This window comes from Paenibacillus sp. 05T425, assembly GCF_056396205.1.
In genome coordinates this window covers 604,866-624,942 of the sequence record NZ_JBFTLA010000006.1, presented here as the reverse complement: position 1 = coordinate 624,942, position 20,077 = coordinate 604,866, and the positions used below count along the sequence as shown (strand labels likewise).

At 51.0% G+C, this 20,077-nt stretch carries 15 protein-coding genes; 11 read left to right on the top strand and 4 right to left on the bottom strand.

The features are described from left to right. Positions 1–3 precede the first annotated feature (3 nt). The 3 genes from AC1DF0_RS16865 to AC1DF0_RS16855 all read left to right on the top strand — a co-directional run bounded on the left by AC1DF0_RS16865 (position 4) and on the right by AC1DF0_RS16855 (position 9,306). Positions 4–6,279 (top strand): fibronectin type III domain-containing protein, encoded by a 6,276-nt coding sequence (locus tag AC1DF0_RS16865; RefSeq protein ID WP_477574703.1) that lies wholly within the window; start codon positions 4–6, stop codon positions 6,277–6,279. Between the two features lie 127 nt (positions 6,280–6,406). Continuing rightward, positions 6,407–8,221: a cache domain-containing sensor histidine kinase gene (locus AC1DF0_RS16860; RefSeq protein ID WP_477574702.1), complete on the top strand. Its 1,815-nt coding sequence runs from the start codon at positions 6,407–6,409 to the stop codon at positions 8,219–8,221. Further along, positions 8,218–9,306, top strand: a complete 1,089-nt coding sequence (locus AC1DF0_RS16855) for a response regulator transcription factor (RefSeq protein ID WP_477574701.1) — start codon at positions 8,218–8,220, stop codon at positions 9,304–9,306. Before AC1DF0_RS16860 ends, AC1DF0_RS16855 begins: the two co-directional genes overlap by 4 nt. Positions 9,307–9,367: 61 nt before the next feature. Here AC1DF0_RS16855 and AC1DF0_RS16850 read toward each other — a convergent pair whose 3' ends face one another. Continuing rightward, a complete protein-coding gene (locus AC1DF0_RS16850; protein WP_477574700.1) occupies positions 9,368–9,949 on the bottom strand; it encodes an NAD(P)H-dependent oxidoreductase in 582 nt (193 codons plus the stop codon). Between the two features lie 158 nt (positions 9,950–10,107). Between AC1DF0_RS16850 and AC1DF0_RS16845 the strand changes: the two genes are divergently transcribed. The 5 genes from AC1DF0_RS16845 to rpiA all read left to right on the top strand — a co-directional run bounded on the left by AC1DF0_RS16845 (position 10,108) and on the right by rpiA (position 12,813). Beyond that, positions 10,108–10,419: an AraC family transcriptional regulator ligand-binding domain-containing protein gene (locus AC1DF0_RS16845; protein ID WP_442051941.1), complete on the top strand. Its 312-nt coding sequence runs from the start codon at positions 10,108–10,110 to the stop codon at positions 10,417–10,419. Positions 10,420–10,455: 36 nt separating this feature from the next. After that, complete coding sequence (locus tag AC1DF0_RS16840) at positions 10,456–10,635, top strand: helix-turn-helix domain-containing protein (protein WP_442051940.1); 180 nt, start codon at positions 10,456–10,458, stop codon at positions 10,633–10,635. A gap of 154 nt (positions 10,636–10,789) precedes the next feature. Further along, positions 10,790–11,026 (top strand): hypothetical protein, encoded by a 237-nt coding sequence (locus tag AC1DF0_RS16835; RefSeq protein ID WP_442051939.1) that lies wholly within the window; start codon positions 10,790–10,792, stop codon positions 11,024–11,026. A gap of 136 nt (positions 11,027–11,162) precedes the next feature. Next, positions 11,163–12,122, top strand: a complete 960-nt coding sequence (locus AC1DF0_RS16830) for an acetylxylan esterase (protein ID WP_477574699.1) — start codon at positions 11,163–11,165, stop codon at positions 12,120–12,122. 19 nt (positions 12,123–12,141) lie between these two features. Then, entirely contained in the window at positions 12,142–12,813 is a 672-nt protein-coding gene (gene rpiA / locus AC1DF0_RS16825) for a ribose-5-phosphate isomerase RpiA (protein ID WP_477574698.1), read from the top strand. Between the two features lie 52 nt (positions 12,814–12,865). Here the strand turns inward: rpiA and AC1DF0_RS16820 are convergent, their stop codons facing one another. Beyond that, a complete protein-coding gene (locus AC1DF0_RS16820) occupies positions 12,866–14,023 on the bottom strand; it encodes an MFS transporter (protein WP_477574697.1) in 1,158 nt (385 codons plus the stop codon). A 215-nt stretch (positions 14,024–14,238) separates the two neighbouring features. Between AC1DF0_RS16820 and AC1DF0_RS16815 the strand changes: the two genes are divergently transcribed. Beyond that, positions 14,239–14,871 (top strand): hypothetical protein, encoded by a 633-nt coding sequence (locus AC1DF0_RS16815; protein WP_337099209.1) that lies wholly within the window; start codon positions 14,239–14,241, stop codon positions 14,869–14,871. A gap of 137 nt (positions 14,872–15,008) precedes the next feature. Here AC1DF0_RS16815 and AC1DF0_RS16810 read toward each other — a convergent pair whose 3' ends face one another. Further along, positions 15,009–15,974 (bottom strand): ABC transporter permease, encoded by a 966-nt coding sequence (locus AC1DF0_RS16810; RefSeq protein ID WP_477574770.1) that lies wholly within the window; start codon positions 15,972–15,974, stop codon positions 15,009–15,011. Beyond that, positions 15,958–16,878 carry an ABC transporter ATP-binding protein gene (locus AC1DF0_RS16805; RefSeq protein ID WP_477574696.1) on the bottom strand — a complete coding sequence of 307 codons (921 nt, stop codon included), beginning with the start codon at positions 16,876–16,878 and terminating at the stop codon, positions 15,958–15,960. Before AC1DF0_RS16805 ends, AC1DF0_RS16810 begins: the two co-directional genes overlap by 17 nt. Positions 16,879–17,094: 216 nt before the next feature. Here AC1DF0_RS16805 and AC1DF0_RS16800 point away from each other — a divergent pair, with 216 nt between their 5' ends. Then, positions 17,095–18,918, top strand: coding sequence for a sensor histidine kinase (locus AC1DF0_RS16800; protein ID WP_477574695.1), 1,824 nt, complete (start codon positions 17,095–17,097; stop codon positions 18,916–18,918). After that, on the top strand, positions 18,899–20,074 hold the full coding sequence (locus tag AC1DF0_RS16795) for a response regulator (RefSeq protein WP_442051933.1): 1,176 nt from the start codon (positions 18,899–18,901) through the stop codon (positions 20,072–20,074). The genes AC1DF0_RS16800 and AC1DF0_RS16795 overlap by 20 nt, the downstream gene beginning before the upstream one ends. The last annotated feature ends 3 nt before the right edge of the window (positions 20,075–20,077 follow it).

The window sequence follows — 20,077 nt, the reverse complement described above, 5'->3', positions numbered from 1 at the left end:
AGTTTGCGAACACGATCAGTGAAATGGATATCTATTACGTTGATTGCACTCCTATTATGGCTGCCGCTGCAGTCTATTGCTGTATTCGCGCAAGCTTTGACGGAGGAAGAGCTGAGCGAGCTTGACGGCAGCGAAATTCTGATTGACGATCTAGAGCTGGAAGGCGCCGCGCTTAATCCGGAGGCAGCAGCTTACGGTTCACTCGAACCGGTTGAGGTTGAGGGGCAGACCTTCGAGAATGCGCTTCGGTTCACGACTAATGTCCAGCCGCAGGGCACTTATTTGTTCCAATACGTGATGCCGATCGAAGGAAAGATCGAACAGGATGACGTGCTGCTAGCTTCATTTTATGCCAGGACGATCAGCTCAACCCACGAGACGGCTGAGGGACAGCTGGCCGTCGTCATGGAGAAGACGCAGACCTGGGATAAGTCGATTAACGAAACGATTGCAATCCCATCCCAGTGGAAAAAGTTTCTTATCCCAATCAAAGCGGCTCTGCTTATGCCTGCAGGGGAGTTCCCAGCCAATAACGCGCAACTAACGCTGCGTCTGGGCTTTAAGCCGCAGGTCGTCGAGATCGCCGATCTTCAATTAATCAATTATATGAAAGCGATTACATTCGATCAATTGCCGAGCACGCCCGTTACCTATGAGGGTATGGAGGAGGATGCGCCTTGGCGGGCGGAAGCGGATGAGCGAATCGAGCAGTATCGCAAAGGCGACTTCGCGATTACCGTTATCGATGAAGACGGCAAGCCGGTCGAAGGAGCGGACGTTCATCTGAAGATGAAGAACCACGAGTTTAAGTTCGGCACGGCGGTGAACAGCGCACTGGCGCTTGGTACGGATGCCAATTCCGAAATGTACCGGACGAAGCTGAAGGAAAACTTCAATTCGGTCGTGATGGAGAACGATATGAAGTGGTCATGGTGGGAAGGCAATCGCGCCAGAACGGTGCAGCTGTACAATTGGCTGGGCGAGAACGGGTTCGCCGTCCGAGGCCATGCACTGCTATGGGATGGCGCAAGCCGGATGCCGGCCGATATCGGCGAGCTGCTGAACGACCGCGAAGCGCTGGATAAGCGAATCAAGGATCATTTTCACGAGCTGGCCGGTTATTTCCGGGGTCGCCTATTCGATTGGGATGTGCTTAACGAGCCCGTGCTCAATAAGATGATTCGTGGCGTTTACGGCGACGAGATTGCTGCCGATTGGTTCAAATTAGCCAAGGAAGCGGATCCGGACGCCAAGCTGTATCTCAATGAAACGCAAATTTTAGGCGTTGATGCTCCGGTCATCGACAACCTGTCGGATATTCTTCAGACATTGAAGGATAACGAGGCGCCGATTGACGGCATCGGCATTCAAGCGCATTTCGGCAGCACCCCGGTAGCGCCGATGGACTTCTACGATCAACTGACGCATTTCACCCAATATGCGGATGAGATAGCCATTACGGAGTTCGATATGAATTCGCCGCGGCAGGACGTGCAGGCGATGTTCACGAGAGATATATTGATCGCGACGTTCAGCCACCCGAATGTGCAATCGTTCACGATGTGGGGGTTCTGGGATGGCGCGCATTGGCAGAACAATGCTCCGTTATTCCGAAGCGACTGGAGCTTGAAGCCTTCAGGCGAAGAGTGGCGCAAGCTCATCTACGAGACCTGGTGGACGGATTCACAAGGAATAACAAATGCTAGCGGCGTATATGAAGATCGCGGTTTCTATGGGGATTACGACATTATCATCGACTATGAAGGCGTCAGCCAGACGATTGAGCGGTCGTTGTACAAGAACAGCGACATCCGCGTTACGATCGTGCTTGGTCAAGAGGAGGATACAAGCGAGCCATTCATTCCATTGCCTATTCTGCTTCAGAATGCGGAAATAACGTCTCCCGTGTGGCCATACGGCAGTGTGTTCGGGGCATCCGAAGCTTCCGCAACTGCGGTGACGCTGTCTTGGCCCGACGCGCATGACAATGTGGCCGTAGATGGATACCGCATCTATGAGAACGGAAGCTTGCTTCGTGAGGTGGATGCTGCGATTACGGACTTCGATGTGACAGGCTTGAAGCCTGGAACGAGCTATACGTATACCGTGGAAGCGGTCGATGCGCAAGGCAATCGTTCCGTACCGAGCGAGCCGCTTGCTATAACGACATTATCGGATGCTGATGCCGATGCAACAGCGCCTGGCTGGAGCAAAGGCTCGTTCATCACCGTATCCGGGCTAAGAGAAGACGGAGCAATATTGAACTGGCCGGCAGGCGTCGATAATGGGGTCGTAGGCGGCTACCGGATTTACGTGAATGGACGGATCGTTCATGAAACGACAGCGCGAAGCTACGAGCTAACCGATCTGATGGAACAAACATCGTATACCGTTCGCGTCGAATCGAAGGACGCGAACGGCAATCTGTCGCTGGGCGGACCGATAGTCACCTTCAAGACATTAGGCGCCGCCGATCACTCCGCTCCCGTATGGGTAGACGCGAGCTTGACGCCATCGGATGTCGAGGCCGACAGCGTCAAGGTGAGCTGGAGCGGGGCACGGGATGCCGGCGGCGTAACTGCATACCGATTGTTCGACGGCGTCAAAGAACTCGTAACGCTGCCGTCATCCGTCGATTTCTACCAAATTAACGGATTAACAGAGAATCGTACGTATACGTTCAGAGTAGAGGCTGCCGATCATGCCGGCAATTGGACAACGAATGGGCCAGCAGCAACGGTAAGCACGGCTGTCACTCAAGATGCCGTCTTGCCAACGTGGCCAAAGTCGAGAACGCTCCATTACAGCGCTTTGACGGATCGTACCGTCAGCTTGAACTGGACGACTGCGACGGATAACATAGCGGTTGCCGCTTATCGAATCTACCAAGACGATACGGTCCTAGCTGAAGTGGACGGCAATTCGTTTCACTATAATGCTGATGATCTGGAAGCGGGCCAGACTTATGCGTTTCGGGTCGAAGCGGGAGACGCCGCTGGCAACTGGACTTCGACTGGACCTGCGGTTACGGTTCATACCTCGTCCGGCGTCGTTCGGAACCATACTACGCTTTACCCGAGCGACGACGCCTTCATTCAAGCTCMTGCCGTGTTCGGAGGAGACGGCACGACGAACAATATAGCCTATCTGCGGTACAAGAACGCGGCGGGCGCTTCGGCAACGGAGCAGAACAAAAACACGGGCAATAACCGCAGAGCGTACTTGAAATTCCCGCTCGACACGGTAACTGGAAGTGTATATGAAGCTACATTAAACCTTTACGTGTATGCGGTGCAAACGCCGAATTTGGATATTGGCATGGATCTGTATGCAGCGGGCGACAGCTGGTCCGAGACGACGGTTAATTGGAAGAACAAGCCGGTTGACGGCAGCTTGTTAGGCAGCGCGACCGTGCGAAACGCCGGTTATTGGGTGTCGATTCCGGTGACGGATTACGTTCAATCAGAGCTGAATGGCGATGGAATTGTCACCTTCAAGCTGACTGACGACAGATGGCTTGATCAGAATGTCGATATCCACTCCAAGGAGGCGACTGGGACGAACGCTGCCTTGAAGCCTTATCTATCGGTCGGCACGGACGAGATTCCAGCAGATGCAAGCGCACCGGAGTGGGATGCGGCTACGCTGAACGTGAGCGATGTGAAGCCGAACAGGGTCAAGCTTGCTTGGTCAGCGGCTACCGATGACGCAGGTGTGAATGGTTACAAAATCTATCGCGACGGTACTGCAATCGATACGTTGCCGGCAGATGTACGGAGCTATGAAGCAACAGGATTAACAGCGAATACGAGCTATTCATTCAAGGTAGAAGCGCTGGATGCGGTTCATGAAACGACAACAGGACCTGCCGCGCAGGCAACGACAGCGGCAACCGATACGGTTGCTCCATCTTGGCCAGATGGTGCTGCCGTTCAAGCAGTTTGTGTAACGCGCACTGGCGTTATGCTTGAGTGGACACCAGCCGAGGACCAGTACGGCATTGAAGCTTATGCGATTTATAATGGCGGCGTTAAGATTAATGAAGTGGCTGGCGATGTACATGGATATGAGGTTACGGGACTGCAGCCTGGCACAGCTTATTCGTTCAGCGTGAAGGCGCAAGATGGCACGGGCAACGCGGCAAGCAGCGCAGCGATTCCAGTCACAACGTTAGCCGCCGACGACAGCGTGCCGGTATGGGGGGAAGACGACGAGCTAACGGCATCGATTGTGACAACGTCTGGCGTATGGCTTCATTGGCCTCATGCGACGGATGATACAGCTGTAACAAATTATCGCATCTACAAGGGCGACACGATTATCGGTGAAGCAGGCGCGCAGGCAGACAGTTACTTTGCTTCCGGACTAAGCAGCGATATGTCTTATACGTTTCATGTTCGAGCGCTGGATGAAGCGGGCAACCTCTCAGACCCGCTGTCAGCCGAGACGGTAAAGACGCTGCAGCAGGATATGATTACGCCGCAGTGGCCGACCGGCTCGCGGATCAACGCGGTGCTGGAGACAGGCGCGGTTCATGTAGCATGGGATGCAGCGGTAGACAATATTGCGGTTAAGCATTATCAGCTTTATCGGGACGGTGTGCCAATCGCCCTGATAGATGGCGGCTTCACTAGCTATTCGGATATGGCTGGCGATCCAGATGCCGTGTATAAAGTCGAAGCGGTCGATCTCGTCGGCAACTGGACGGTATTCGGGCCGAGCACGACAGATCCCATCATTCCGGTGCCACAAGATACGATGCCTCCAGGCTGGCCGATTGGCAGCAGGCTCTTGGCTAGCGCAGTAAGCCAAACTTCCATACGGTTAACTTGGGATGCGGCGATCGATCAGATCGGCGTAACAGGCTACAAGCTGTTCATTAATGGAAGTGAAGCAGCGACGCCGCCTGGAACGGGCTGGACAGTAACTGACTTAGCGCCGGGCACGGATTATGACTTTAAGGTAGAAGCGGTCGACGAGGCAGGGAACGAGTCCGTCAATGGCCCATCGGTTCGCGCACGTACGAAGACAGCAGGGAATAACACGCTTCCGCCCGTACAGGAGACGGAGGAGCAGCCATTCATCACGGCTAGCGATGGCAAAGTAAGCATCTTGTTCCCCGATTCGTTCGTGACTCCAGGGAGCGGGCCGATTATATTGTCGCTAGAAGGGACGATACTTGCCGAGGCATTCGGCAAGACCGCAACTGATGCGTCAGGAAAAAACGTGATAAGCGTTAAGCTGCCTCCTGCGCCAGATACGACTTCCTATGGCTTGCAAATACCGGCGAGCTATCTGACAAGCAGCGGCAGCAATAGAGTAATTGAGCTTATTACCGACTGGGGAACGTTGACGCTTCCGGGACATATGCTGGCGAACAACGCCGCTGCCAAAGCTGCGGCATTCGTAACCGTCAGCATATCACGAGCTCAACTGCCAGCCGATACGGAGCTAAGCGGAAAAGTCGGCCTTGTATTAGAGTTGTCGGTGTCGTCGCAAGGCTCTGAGCTGCTTTACGATAATAAGGAAGCACCGATCGAGGTTCGTATTCCTTATCAAGCGACAGACTTGGAGCGCCGGCATTCGCAGCATCTGTCGGTCTGGTATGTCGGCGACGATGGAGGAGTGCGTGGCGTGCCGTCTGGACGCTACAATCAAGCAACAGGGGAGATACGCTTCACTACAGATCATTTCAGTAAATATGCCGTCGTCTATAACGACAAAACATTTACTGATCTGGCTGCTGTACCGTGGGCGCGTGAAGCCGTCGAAGCTCTTGCAGCGAGAGGCGTTGTTCGCGGCGTATCCGAGAACGCCTACAACCCCGTTGCTTCGATAACTCGTGCAGACTTCTTGAAGATGCTGGTTGACACTCTCGAATTATCAGCCGATGTGAAGTCATCTTCCTTCGGAGATGTCAAGGATACCGATTACTTCTATGAAGCAGTCGAAGTTGCGCATTCATTTGGCATAACGAGCGGCAAGGGAGGCGGTCTGTTTCAACCAAGAGCGCCAATCACCCGCCAAGAGATGTTCACGCTAATTGCAAGGGCGCTGCCGCTTGCTGGCAAATCATTGCCGGTTGCATCTCCGGAGCAGCAGCTTGCGCCATTCAAGGATCGCAGCGCGATTGCTCCTTATGCGGAATCTGCGATTGCAGCTATGGTGAAGGAAGGGCTTGTACAAGGCAGCGCAGCGCAACTGAATCCAACGAGCCAATCCAACCGTGCAGAAGCTGCTGTGTTAATGTACAGACTATTAAGCTATATCTTCGATTAAACCCAAATATTGGCCGTGGCGAACATTGTCGTTCGCCGCGGTCTACTCTTGTGATTTGCCGAGAGAGTTATTAGAGTTAATAGAGTAGTAATAGAAGTGCATCCGACCTGGCCTGGAGGAAACGAGATTGTTGAAGCCCATCATCAAGTATATGAAAAGATCGCTAAAGTGGAAGCTGATCGCGCTCATCGTAACGATACTCATCTTCACGGTTTCAGCCATCGGTTATTTCAGCTATGTCCAGACGATGCATTCCGTCAGCAAAGATATCGATAAGCTGACGAATCAAGTGCTTACGCAAGCGAATATGAACCTGAATCGTTTCTATTCGGAATACGAAATGATTTTCCTGCTGCTTGGAAGCAGCCTGGAATACCGGGAATGGCTGCATGCCTCGAACGATACGGAACTCTCTTCCGATCTCGTTCGATATTATGAACGAATTAAGGTCAATTACTTGAACCGCATCTTTCTGCAATATCCGGAGGTCATGTCGGTCACGATGTACAACCCGAATGGACGGGAGCAGACTTTTGCCAACGGCTATGTGCTTTCGCTCGATTACAGCGTGCGGGACGAGCCGTTCTTAGGCGGGCTTGGCAACTATGACAAGGTGAAATTCATACCGCGGGTGGCGGACTATTATTTGGATTTCGGCAATCGCAAGTCGGAGAAACCGGTGCTTACCCTTTTCAAAAAATTCAATAACGGTTATGTCAAAATGGACATTTCGCTTACGCCCTCCCAAAACGTCATGGACGAAATCAGCATCGCCGATTCCAGCGTGGCCGCCGTTATAACCGAGGACGGAACGGTCATTCACCATTCCAATCCGGGCGAGGTGTTGAAGCATACGGACGATCGGATCGTTAGACTGCTGGACGGCAAGAGCGAAGGCTCCATCAATGATCGCTCCAGAGAGGAGCTTATCGTATTCCAATCCATTGATCGAACGAATTGGAAAATATTCGCCGTGATCCCTTACGAGAAAATTGCCGGGAGCATTGATTATGTCCGCAATATGACGATTTTCATATCGGTGACGGCGTTGATTATAGCGGTTGTGCTTACCTATTTGGCCACGACCTCCATCGTTAAGCGGATAGCCAAGCTGAGACAGGCTATGGTCATCACGCAAATCAAAAACGACTTCAAATTTCGCGCGCAGGTCGACGGGAATGATGAGGTGACGGATTTAAGCTTATCGTTCAACAGTCTGCTTGGCCATCTGGAGCAATCGGTTAACGATTTAGCCGAGACTCGCGTTCAGCAGCATAAGGCGGTTGTATCCGCTCTGCAATCCCAGATCAATTCTCATTTTTTATACAATACGCTGGAGTCGATTAACTCGATGGCAGTCATCTACAAGCAACCGGACATAGGGAGCATTGCGGTAGCGCTGTCCCATATGCTCAGGTATACGTCGGACTACAAAGAATGGGAAGTCAGTCTTGCGGATGAGGTTCGTTATACGGAAGATTACTTGGCTATTATGAAAATCCGTTACGGCGATGATTTGACTTACTCTATCGATGTTCCGAAGGAAATGACGCACGTTTGTTGCTCTAAAGCGCTGCTCCAGCCAATCGTGGAGAACAGCATCAAGCATACGAGAGAAACGACCGCGGAATCGGTCGATATCCGTATTGCCGCGGAGATCATCAATGCCTCAAGGCTTCGAATAACGGTCCAAGACAACGGTCACGGCTTCTCGCCAGAAGTATTGGCCCGCCTGAGAGCGGAGCTTGCGAGAGACCCGCGTCATCGTTACGACTATACGGGGGTAGGGATATCGAATCTGATCTATCGGCTGCATATGTTCTATGCGGGCGAGGCGGACATCCGCTTTTACAATGATGCCAGCTCGGGCGGAGCTGTCGTGGAAGTCATATTGCCATTGCGATTAAGAGATGTTGGAGATAAAGGGGAGAATGAATTATGAACCGAATCGTAATCGTCGATGACGAGGAGCTGATCCGCAGAAGCTTGTCCATCCGGTTATCCGATATGGAGGGGGTAGTCGTCTCAGCTGCATTAGCGAATGGTCAGAGAGCTCTCGATTGGCTGGAAGGCCACTTTGCCGATATATGCATTACGGACGTCAGGATGCCGCTCGTTGACGGGCTTCAATTAATTGAGACTGTCAATCGGCAGTATCCGTGGATGACCTGCATCGTTATTTCCAGCTATGACGATTTCGAATATGCGAAGCGGAGCATACAGCTTGGGGCTATCGATTACGTGCTTAAGCCGGTAGACCCGGACGTATTGACCGAAGTGCTGGGCAAGGCATGCGCGAGAATTCAGACGCAGCGGCGATATGAAGCGAACCAGCTGCTGTTGCGCAAGCTGCCAAGCTGCAAGGCATTGCTTAATCAATGGATCGAGATGATCACTTCCGTGTACCTGCACGGACAGCCGCTGCTGATCGTAGATACGCTGGCCGTTCTGGAAGAGTGGCTTGACGGACGGCTCGAAATATTGAACGAGCTGGCGATGGCATGGACGCAGCTCCTCATCGAGGAACTGAAAAAGCAGGATATCGTCGTGAATTACGAGGAAGGGGAAGATACCGGACTCGGAGAAGTTACGTTAGCTAATTCGCGCGTGCGGTCTTACTTTCGGTTATGCGCGGTAAGAAGGCTGGAGGAGGCGGCGAACGTGCTAATGGAGGGAGCGAGAAGAAGTAAAAACCTCCAGAAGCAAGGCGCGGTCGATCAAGTGAAACGATATATCGAAGAACATTACGCGGAGAAATGGGGACTGCAGGATGTAGCCGACCATGTCGCGATGAGCCGCTCGCATTTGGCTATTCTGTTCAAAGAGGAGACCGGGATGACCATCTGGACGTATTGCATTAGCGTTCGGATGCGCAAGGCGAGAGATCTTCTGCTGACCACGACGCTGCGAAGCTATGAGATTGCCAACCGCGTCGGCTATGAGAACAGCGTCCACTTCTCTAGAATATTCAAGGAATATCACGGCATCAATCCGATGGAGTACAAGAATAAGCTGGAAAGCGATTAGTTGGAAAATAGACAAAGAAAAAAGCCCGCGAATCCTCTCTGATTCGCGGGCTTTTATAGTTTTACGCCAATCGCGCGCCCATCCGCTTCGCTTGCTCCAGCCACTTCTTCCGATTCTCTGCCGTCGCGTGGGTAACCGGGCCGATATCCGTTACGCGAACGGGCTTGATGCCGCAGAATTGCAGGATGCTTTGCTTCACGACGCGGTGTCCCGCTTGCCCGTAGATCAGCCGGTTGTACCAAGACGGCGTGTCGCTCGTCACGATGAGCCGGGCGGTCTTGCCGGTTAGCAGCTTATCGAAGAACATGGAGTTCTCCTTATACCTGAAGGCAAAGCCCGGCAGCAGGATGCGGTCGAAGAAACCTTTCATTACGGCAGGCATCATGCCCCACCATACGGGGTAGACAAGCACGATATGATCCGCCCATCGGATAAGCTCTTGGGCTTTAAGCAGATCAGCCTCGAGCTCCGTTCTTTGGCGGTAACCGAACTTTAAGTTCGGCTCGAATTCGAGCTCGCCCATATGAAGGGCGCGAACTTGGACCGGCTGCTCTTTGGCGCCTTCGATATAAGCTTGGGACAACGCCGAACAGAAGCTTTCGGTGTCGGGGTGGCCGGTAATGACGAGAATATTTGATTTCATGATCGATCTCCTCCGCAATATTGTTGTAAGATATATACAGCATAATAAAACTGCGGCAAGTGATGAATGACGAGCGGCGCAATAAAAGTGAACAAAAGCGCAAAGGCGGGATTTAGCTTGAAAGATCAACGAATAGCGATTTCGATGGTTTATTCAAAGTGCAGTTCACGCATGAAGCGCCTTTTTCTACGCAGCCTTACGAGTCGGTATTCGGCAGAACGCCCCGATTCGGCGCAGAGGATAACTTTTTGCGAATGAATAAGGAAGTGCTGAATTACCCTGTTCTGTACGCGGACCCGAAGCTGCTTGGCATCTTCGAGAAGCTGGCGGAAGAGACGAAGGAGAGGCTCATACAAGGGAACGCGTTCTCTGACCAAGTGTTTCAGTGGATGATGAAATGTATGCCCGCCTATTTTCCTACGCTGCAGCAGACGGCCGACTATTTCAATATGAGCACTAGAACGCTGTAAAATAAGCTAAATGACGAGCAAACCTCGTACAATTTATTGTCAGCCCGCGTAAGGAAGGAGCTCGCATTCAGTTATTTGGAAATAAAAGCTTATTCGATAGGCGAGATCGCCTATTTGCTTCACTTCTCCGAGCCTAGCGCGTTCCAGAACGCGTTCAAGAAGTGGACCGGCGTTTCTCCTGGACATTACCGAAATACGGGGCTTGGCGTTCATTGAGTCAAGTGAACTGATTCAAAACTATGCATTTGCAAGCTTTGTTCAAATTTATAGAGCTATATGTCTATTCGATGTGATAAAATACCTATAATTCGGCAAATTATGCCATATCATTGGAATGACTCACCGCTTCTAGCGAGAGGAAGGAGACATCATGGCAAACTATCAAATTTGCGACTTTTGTGGTGAGCTATCCGAGAAAACGAGCAAAAACATGTGCAAAAGCTGCGAGGACATGTACCACAAGCTGCGCGACATTGTTGTCGCTTATCCGGATACGATGGTTCTCGATCTTTCGAACCAAACCGGCATTAGCGTAAGTAGAATCCTTTCCTTCGCGAACAGAGGGTATTTCGTTATGAAGGCAGGAACGATCGAGGTAAACGAGTAAGGAATGGACGAAACATGCCTGCTTCCGGCATGTTTTTTTATATACAAATCTATTGATTTATAAGTTTCACAGTGATGACGATATGATAAACTAAGGAAAACGCTTTTACGCAAAGAGAGAGAGGTCGAATTCGAAAATGCCATTAGTAGACAAACCTATTGCAGAGCTTTATAAGTATGAGGGGCGGAATCCGAAACCGTCTGATCATGCCGAGTATTGGGATCGGGCGATTGCCGAAATGAAGGCGGTCGATGCTCAAATTGAGTTGATTCGAAGCGAATTTCAAGTGCCTAACGCGGAATGCTTCGATCTGTATTTTACCGGTGTCAGAGGGGCGCGAATTCATGCTAAATATTTGAAGCCGCTGCATACTGCCGAGCCTCATCCTGCGATCGTGCAATTCCATGGCTATACGGATAATGCGGGCGACTGGCAGGACAAGCTTCAATACGTTGCACTTGGCTTCTCGGTGTTCTCGATGGATTGCCGCGGGCAAGGCGGGCTGTCGGAAGATACGGGCGGCGTGAAGGGGACGACGATGAACGGACATATTGTCCGCGGATTGGACGGCAACCCTGATCATCTGTTATTCCGCCATATTTTCCTGGACACGGCGCAGCTGGCTGGAATTGCGATGTCCATGCCGGAGGTTGACCCTGAGCGCGTAGGCGCGATGGGCGGCTCGCAAGGAGGCGCGCTCACGATTGCTTGTGCCGCCCTCGAGCCTAGAATTAAGCGGTTAGCGGCTGTATTTCCGTTTCTTAGCGATTATCAGCGCGTGTGGGAGATGGACCTCGCTAAGGATGCATATGCCGAGCTTAGGACGTTCTTCCGTCATTTTGATCCGCAGCATGAGCGTGAGGAAGAAATTTTTACGAAGCTGGGCTATATTGATATCCAATATTTGGCTGAACGAATCGAAGGCGACGTGCTGATGGGTGTTGGGTTAAGCGATACGATCTGCCCTCCATCCACGCAATTTGCGGCTTATAATAAGATCAAAGCTCAGAAGCAGGTTGAGCTGTTCCCGGACTTCGGTCACGAACATTTGCCGGGCTTCAACGATAAAGCGATGCAGTTTTTGCTCAAGCTGTAATATAAGGGAGAATTCGAATATGGATGGAAAAAAGCTTGCTGGAGAAAAAGCGGCCGCGTATGTGGAGAACGGGATGGTCGTAGGCCTCGGTACGGGATCGACGGTTTATTGGACGATTATGAAGCTTGGCGAGAGGGTTCGCGAGGGTCTGCAAATCCAAGGCGTACCGACGTCACGGAGAACGGAAGAGCTGGCGCTTGAGCTAGGCATCCCGCTACTGGACTTGGCTGAGGTGGATGAGATCGACTTGACGATTGACGGCGCCGACGAATCGGACGGCGAATTGAGCTTAATTAAGGGCGGCGGCGGCGCTCTGCTCCGCGAGAAGCTGGTTGCTTCCGTATCCCGGCGATTCATCGTCGTTGCCGATGAGTCCAAATGGGTTGAATCATTAGGAAAGTTTCCGCTGCCGGTGGAAGTCGTGCCGTTCGGCTGGGAGCTGACAAGCAGGCAGTTGGGCAAGCTTGGCTGCGATCCGGTCCTTCGAATGGCCGGTGATGAGATTTACCTTACCGATAACGGAAACTACATTATTGATTGCCACTTCGGCGTAATTAAGGATGCAAAGTCCTTAAGCGAAACTTTGAATAAGTGGCCGGGCGTCGTCGAGAACGGGCTGTTCGTGAACATGGCGGAAAGAATCGTCTTAGGTTTTACGGATGGTTCGGTAGGGGAACGATTGCCGGAGTAAATCATTGCTTATAGCTGCCCCATGGTCATAACATGACCATGGGGCAGCTTCGTTATCCCGATATAGAAGATTCCTTGATTCGGAATGCGCTCGGCAGCAGTGCCGCTGTCAACACAACGAACACGAGCATCGCCGGTAGAATGGAGCCGAACGCGTCGGTGGATTTCTCGAACAAATATACGAATGCAGTGCCTGACACTTGACCGCCCAGCAGAATGACGCCTAGAGACATGCCTTCTTGGACGGGATATGCGGTTTCTGAGCCGTGTTGGAACAAAATCGGCGCTACGCCCATGATGGCGAAGCCGGCAATTCCGGCACTGATGATAAGCCATATGACGTTATTGGCAAGGGCAAGCGCAAGATACGTGGGAAGCAGCACGGCGATTGCCGTAATGAAGAAGGGGACTCTTAGCCGGCGTTTATCGGAATACAGGGGCAGCAGAATAGCACCGATAATTCCTGCAACGATGAAGATAGCTCCTATTATGCTTGCTTCGTCTGTCGTTATTCCTCTTGGCAGCATAATATTCTCAAGCAGCGTTAAGATCGTATTGAAAATGCCGATTGAGATGAAGCTAATGAGTAAGATGCGACCGTAAGCCCGATTATTGATCAGCTGTTTCACAGTCGATAGATTCATAGCTGTTGCAGTCGGTAATGCCTCGCCAGTACTGGCGGGTGACTTTACGAAGGCGAATAGAATAGCGATGCATGCCGATACAATGGCGATAATCGCGAACAGCATGAACAATTGCGGAATGCCGGATTGCTCCGCTACGATCGGTGCCACCACCACGGGAACGATGAATCCCACGTATTGAGCAAGCGTCAACAGACCAGCAGCGGTCGATCGTTCGGTTACAGGAAACCAATCCGCGGCTGCTTTGGTAGACAGATTCAGCAGAAATGGCTGTGCGATAGCAATAATGAACTGGGTTATTAAGACGATTGTAAAGTCATCTGCGAAGACGGCTCTAAGCAATCCGAAGATTGCCGTTAATGATGCGCCGATTATCAAGGAGGTCCGGTACCCGTAACGGTCGATTACCCATGATGCCGGAAAGGAGAACAGGATGAACATCAGCATGAAGCTCATTGAGCATAAAGCGATGGACAAGCTGCCCACTCCGTAATAGCTCTCGGCTAAGCTTGAGATCGGCGCTAATGATAACCACATCATTTCAATTGAAACGATGATCGGGATCATGGAAATCAGAACGATCCATCTGTACTTTGAATGTACATTTGATTTTATAACAATTCCACCTTTGGCCATAGGATCGATCTCAAGTCATAGAAGAAAAATCAACTAGAATATACCATGGATTTGCAGGTTCTGCCAAAGCGTATTTTCGGGCATGAGAGGACGGACTAGACTGCCCAAGCGGCAAAATGCTATGATGGTAATGGGTGAAGCAGACGATGAACAATGAGACGAAAAATGCAGACGTCAATGGCAACAACGAGAATCAAGCAAACGATTCCAACGAAAGAATGGTCGAATTGATCAAGGCAGTCTATCATAACGGACTTACGGCATTGAAGATGTACTTCGACGATGTCGAGGGTCAAGTTGTGAATCAAGAACGATACGGCCCGGTATTCCTCTTTCAAGTGAAGGACGAGTCCAAGAACGGTTATGTATGCGGTTTCTTCCTGCAAGAGCTCGTCGCGAAGTTCCAGTCTGGCGGCGATCCTGCGCAGTGGATGTCTTCGTTCTACTTCGAAATGATGAAGCAAGAAGGCGGCAAACCGTTTCCAACCCCTCCGGCTACTGAGGAAGCAGCCAAAGGCATTATCGACAATCAGCTCGTACCGGCTTGCATGGAAGCCATTCGCTCGGAATTCGCACCGGAGAAGGTGCATGTAGGTCTTGATATGCATCCCGAGCAAGGTCCGGTTCTAGAAGCCGGATTCCCGTCCATTATCGACGGCAACAATGTTTGTGCTGTTCCGCTCCATCTTTTGTTTACGCATCTGATGATGAACCGCGATCCTGCGGAATTGCTCATTCAAGGTCTATACAAGATTCGCGAAGAGCATGGCTTAGACTAGCATTTGCGATACGTTTAACTTAAGTCGAACAACCGACACTCCTTCATTTAGAAGGAGTGTTTTCTATTTGTGTGACAAACGAGAGCCCGCTAGGAATGACTTCTTCCTGGCGGGCTCTCGTTTGTCATACAACTAAGTTAAGCGGCTACGTCGCGTTTCGTGAACAACAGCCAAGCGACAAGCTGGAACACGACATAGTAGGCGACGAGCATGATGATCGAGAACGATAGCGTCATTTCCGGTCGCAGCGGCGAAGAGCCGCTCATATATTGCGTCAAATCGATGTTGGAGAACAGCAGGTACTTCACCCAACCGTAACCGCTCAATAGGGCCGAGAGCATGTTGCCGACCAGCATGAACAGCAGGGAGAAGGCGATTGCCATCGAAGAACTGCGGAATGCGGACGATATCATGAAAGCCATCGTGACGTACATGAGCATCGATACGACGGAAAATCCGTATTTCTCCAACGATTGCACGAAATAGGAGCTTTCTTCGATCACGCCTGCTTCGGTTATGGATATACTCGATTGGCTGGTGCCGTCGAAGCCTTCAAGGATGCCGCCGGCCGCAAATGCGCTTGCGAAGCTTAGGATCAGCAGCAGAAGCGCGAAGCCGAGCGTTGCGATATATTTGCTTAACAATATTTTCGAACGCGATGCCGGACCGACAAGCAGAAGCTTAATCGTACCCCAAGTGAATTCGGCGGCAATCATGTCGGCAGCGATAATGACCGTAAGTATCGTCGCCAGTATAATTAAGGAAGCCGAGTTGTTCACATAGGTCCATAACGATAATTCGTTAGGATTTATGTTCTGTTCCAGATAATATTCGTTGAGCTTTATTTCATTCGTGAAATAGGTTTTGTCGCCTTCGGACAGCTCTTTGTTATTTTGAAGCTCTTGCTGATAATAGTTGTTTTGCTCGATCAGGCTATTTTCCCAGTTGACATTGGAATTCTGGCCCGAATCCCATTTCATAATACCGCTCATCAACGCTATTGCCAAAATGAGAAAGGCGATCATGAGCCACGTTCGAGGACGGCGATAAATTTTCATATTTTCATTTCGAATTAGATTAGACAAACTAGACAACCATCTCACCTCCGGTAATTTCAAGGAACTGGTCTTCCAGCGACTTCTGTACGGCGTGAATGCCAAGCACATCTATTTCCGAGCTGACGAGCAGCCTTGTAATATCGGGAATCGCTGCTTTATCTGCGGCAAGCTCAAGCAGATTGCCTTTCACGGTAATGCGCGAAGCATCGAAGATTGAAGCAAGCAGCTGCTGCGCGCCAATATGGTCGCCGACCTCGATTACGATCTTCGATTCGATCGAATCGCGAGCTTCCTGCAGCGAGCGTATATCGATGAGCTTGCCCGCTTGGATGATGGCGACTCTATCGCACATGAGTTCCATCTCGGATAGCAGATGGGAGGAGACGATGACGGAGATGCCTTCTTCTCTCGTCAGCTTGCGCAAATAATCGCGCAGCTCGCGAATGCCTGCCGGATCAAGTCCGTTAGTCGGCTCGTCAAGGATCAGCAGCGAAGGGCGATGCAGAATCGCCTGGGCAACGCCAAGCCGCTGTCTCATGCCGAGCGAGTAGCGCTTAACCTTCTCGTGGATGCGGTTCTGAAGCCCGAGCAGCTGTACGACTTCATTGATTCTTTCTTTCGTGATTCCTTTGTGCCGTCTTGCAAAATGAACGAGGTTCTGATATCCGGTCAAAAATTTATACATTTCCGGATTTTCGACGATTGCCCCGACATGCGTCATGGCCAGCTCGAAGTGCTCGCTGACGGATATTCCCTTTATGAGGGCTTCCCCTTTGGACATTGAGATCAAGCCTACAATCATACGAATCGTTGTTGTTTTACCGGCACCGTTCGGCCCTAGAAATCCGAATACTTCACCTGCGGGTATATCGAAACTCAGATTGTCGACGATCTTGCGTCCGCCAATCGATTTGGTTACGTTGCGAAGCTGCAACACGGCTTCTGTCATGCGAATAAAACCTCCTAGAATTATTGTACATTTGAACTATACTGGAAGTAGTATCGGTATAAAATAGACCTTTGATTAGTATTTTCCCCCTGCTTAGGTCGAGTATAACCAGAGTTGATCCGGCTATTACTGAAATGATTTTGTATGCAGACGCCGCTTTTTGAATATATAATTCGTTTAGAGCTTAGTGAGAGATTCAGAGCGGGAGGCTGGTCGATGGATACGAAGCAAGGGATGGTTATTTTGCTAGTGCTCGCCGTACTTCTCATGTTGTTCGTCGCTTCGTTGTCCTATCGGAAACGGCATTTGCCCGGCGCGAAAACATTGATTGCCATTATGATAGGCGCAGTCCTTTATGCGTCAGGCTACGTTCTTGAACTACTAAGCAGCGATTTGAATACGTTCAAGCTGTCGCTCCAGATCGAATACCTGGGTATCCCTTTCGTCTCCACGCTTTGGCTGCTGCAGGCGATCCAATTTACGGGGACGGCGGCGAAGCTCGGCAGAAGCATGATGTCAGCTCTCTTCATTATTCCCGTTGTTATCTTTTTCCTGCATCTAACGAATGATTGGCATCATCTTATCTACGAGCAATACATATGGCATTCTGACACCTCCATTCCGCTATACACGACGGTTAAGGGATTCGGATACAAAGTACATACGGCTTACAACTACGCCGTCATGCTTTGCGGCATTATGCTGTACCTATCGATGTACTGGCGATCCATGGCGAATGTGCGCAAGCAAATCGCCGTGCTACTGATCGGCGCAGCAGCTCCATTCTTATTCAATATGTTTTTCTGGACAGGCATTAACGTCGATCTGACTCCGTTCGGCTTTGCCGTGTCGGGCGTTGTTTACTTATGGGGCATCTATCGCATTAATCTGCTCCGTCTGACGCCGCTAGCAATGGCCAAAGTATTCGATACKATTCGCGATGGCGCGATACTGCTCGATTATGAGGATCAGATCGTCAGCTTCAATAAAGCGGCCGGCGAAGTGCTTCCGGAGCTTGGCCTGGCGAAGCAATTGCCGATCCCGGCCGTTCAGGTTCTGTCCGATTGTCCGGAGCTTCTGACGTCTGTTATTGCAGCAACGTCCGAAGAGGAACGCTTCTCTTTCCAACGGTTCATGTTGAACCGCAATCGTCACTATGACTGCAGATTATCGTTCATTTACGATACAAGCACGCTCCCGATAGGCAAAATATTGCTGTTCACCGATATTACGGAGATGAAGGAGAACGAGGCGAGGCTGCGTGAGAACGCAAGGCAATTGTCCGAGCTGAACGCATTCAAGGACAAGCTGTTTACCGTCGTCACCCATGATATTCGCGATCCGATCGCCATTCTCGTTAGCTTAACCGAGCTTCTCGGCGAGGAACTGACTGAGGCTGATATGGAGCATGCCGAGTTGTTCCGCGAGCTGAAAGGGCAAATGCAAAATACGTTTCACCTCGTCGAGAACCTGCTTGACTGGTATCGCAGCCAGCGAGGGAAGGTCGTATTCCGGCCATCGGGCTGGAATTTGCAACAGGTTGTCAGGCAAGCTCTGTCCATGGTTAGTACGAAGGCCGGCATGAAGCAAATCCGTATGACAGAACGGATCGATGAGCGGCTCACCGTACGAGCGGACAAAGAGATGTTGGATCTTATTCTGCGGAACCTGCTCTCGAATGCGATCAAATATACAGGAGTGGGCGAATTTATTGAGCTGGAAGCCGTATTGGAAGGGGAGCTTGTCGTTGTATCTGTACGCGATAACGGTGTCGGCATGGATAAGAAGACGACTGAATTGCTGCTTATGGAGGAGCCCCTCCTCGGTCCTCTAGATCAAGAAGACGAACGCGGTGCGATGCGATTCGGTCTCGTGCTGACTCGGGAATTCGTTCGTATTAACGGAGGCAGCCTATGGTTCAGCACCGAAGCAGGCAAGGGGACGACATTCTCGTTCACGCTGCCAGGTTCTCTTGGCGGTCGCGAGGCGTTCGATAGCGAAGGAAGGGAGGCGGAGTTGTATGAAAGTTATACTGGTTGACGACGAACCCGCAATGCATCTTATTTTGCGTAAAATGTTAGCGAAGCTGCCGGGGATTGAAGTTGCAGGCGCGTTTACGGATACGAAGTCCGCCGCTTCCTTCATACGCGACAGCGGGAATATTGAGCTGGCATTCGTCGATATCTCGATACCGGGAGAGAGCGGAATGGAGTTCGCAGTCAGCATGGAAGCTGCGAATGCTGAATTACAGATTGTATTCGTCACGTCGCATAAGGATTATGCGCTTAGAGCCTATGAGCTTGCCGTCGTTGATTACCTCGTAAAGCCGGTTTCTCAAGAACGGCTTGGGCGGACAGTGAACCGTATCCTTGCGAACCGCAGGCAGGCGAGTCCTTCGCGAGAGGTCGAGCCGGGAACTGAGCAGTCGGACAAGACAAGGGTAACGGTGCTTGGCGATGTTTCCGTCAGCAATGAACGAGGAAGGGTGAAGTGGATCTCGCGCAAGTGCGCGGAGCTGTTCGCCTACTTGCTTATCCATCATGGACGGCGAATTCCGCGTTCCAGGCTCGTCGAGGATATATTCGGCGGTATGGTCGTTTCGAATGCGGAGAGCTATCTGAATACGACTGTTTATCAGCTTCGTAAGTCGCTGGAGACGATAGGCCTGCGCGATGTTGTGCGGTCGGAGAATGACGGATACGCGCTGGAATTAAAGGATTCCATAATCGATTATATAGAGTTCGCAAGGCGAGTCGAAGAGATTCGGCCAAACGAAGTGCGTGATATGGAGCGGGCGCTGCAGGTTGAGCGGCTTTATGCGGGCAGGTTATTCGGCGACAAGGCGTATATATGGGCCATTTATGAAACGGAGCGTTACGAGGATTTGTATGCTTCATTCGTTAAGCAGCTCGCTGAGTTGCTTATCTCCATAGGGGATTCGTCGGTAGCCTCGAAGCTATTGCTCAAGCTAAACGAGCGTAATCCGCTAGATGATTCGGTTATTCGCATGCTGATGACGATTCGGGAGATGACAGGGGATAAGAAAGGGTTGACGGTCCTTTATACGGATTTTGCAAGGCTGCTTAGCCGAGAGCTCGGCATTCGTCCTTCGAATGAAATGATTCATCATTATGATTTATTGATTAGCAGATTTGACGATAGCAATAAGAGAAGTACGACATTGGAAAGGAAATGATAT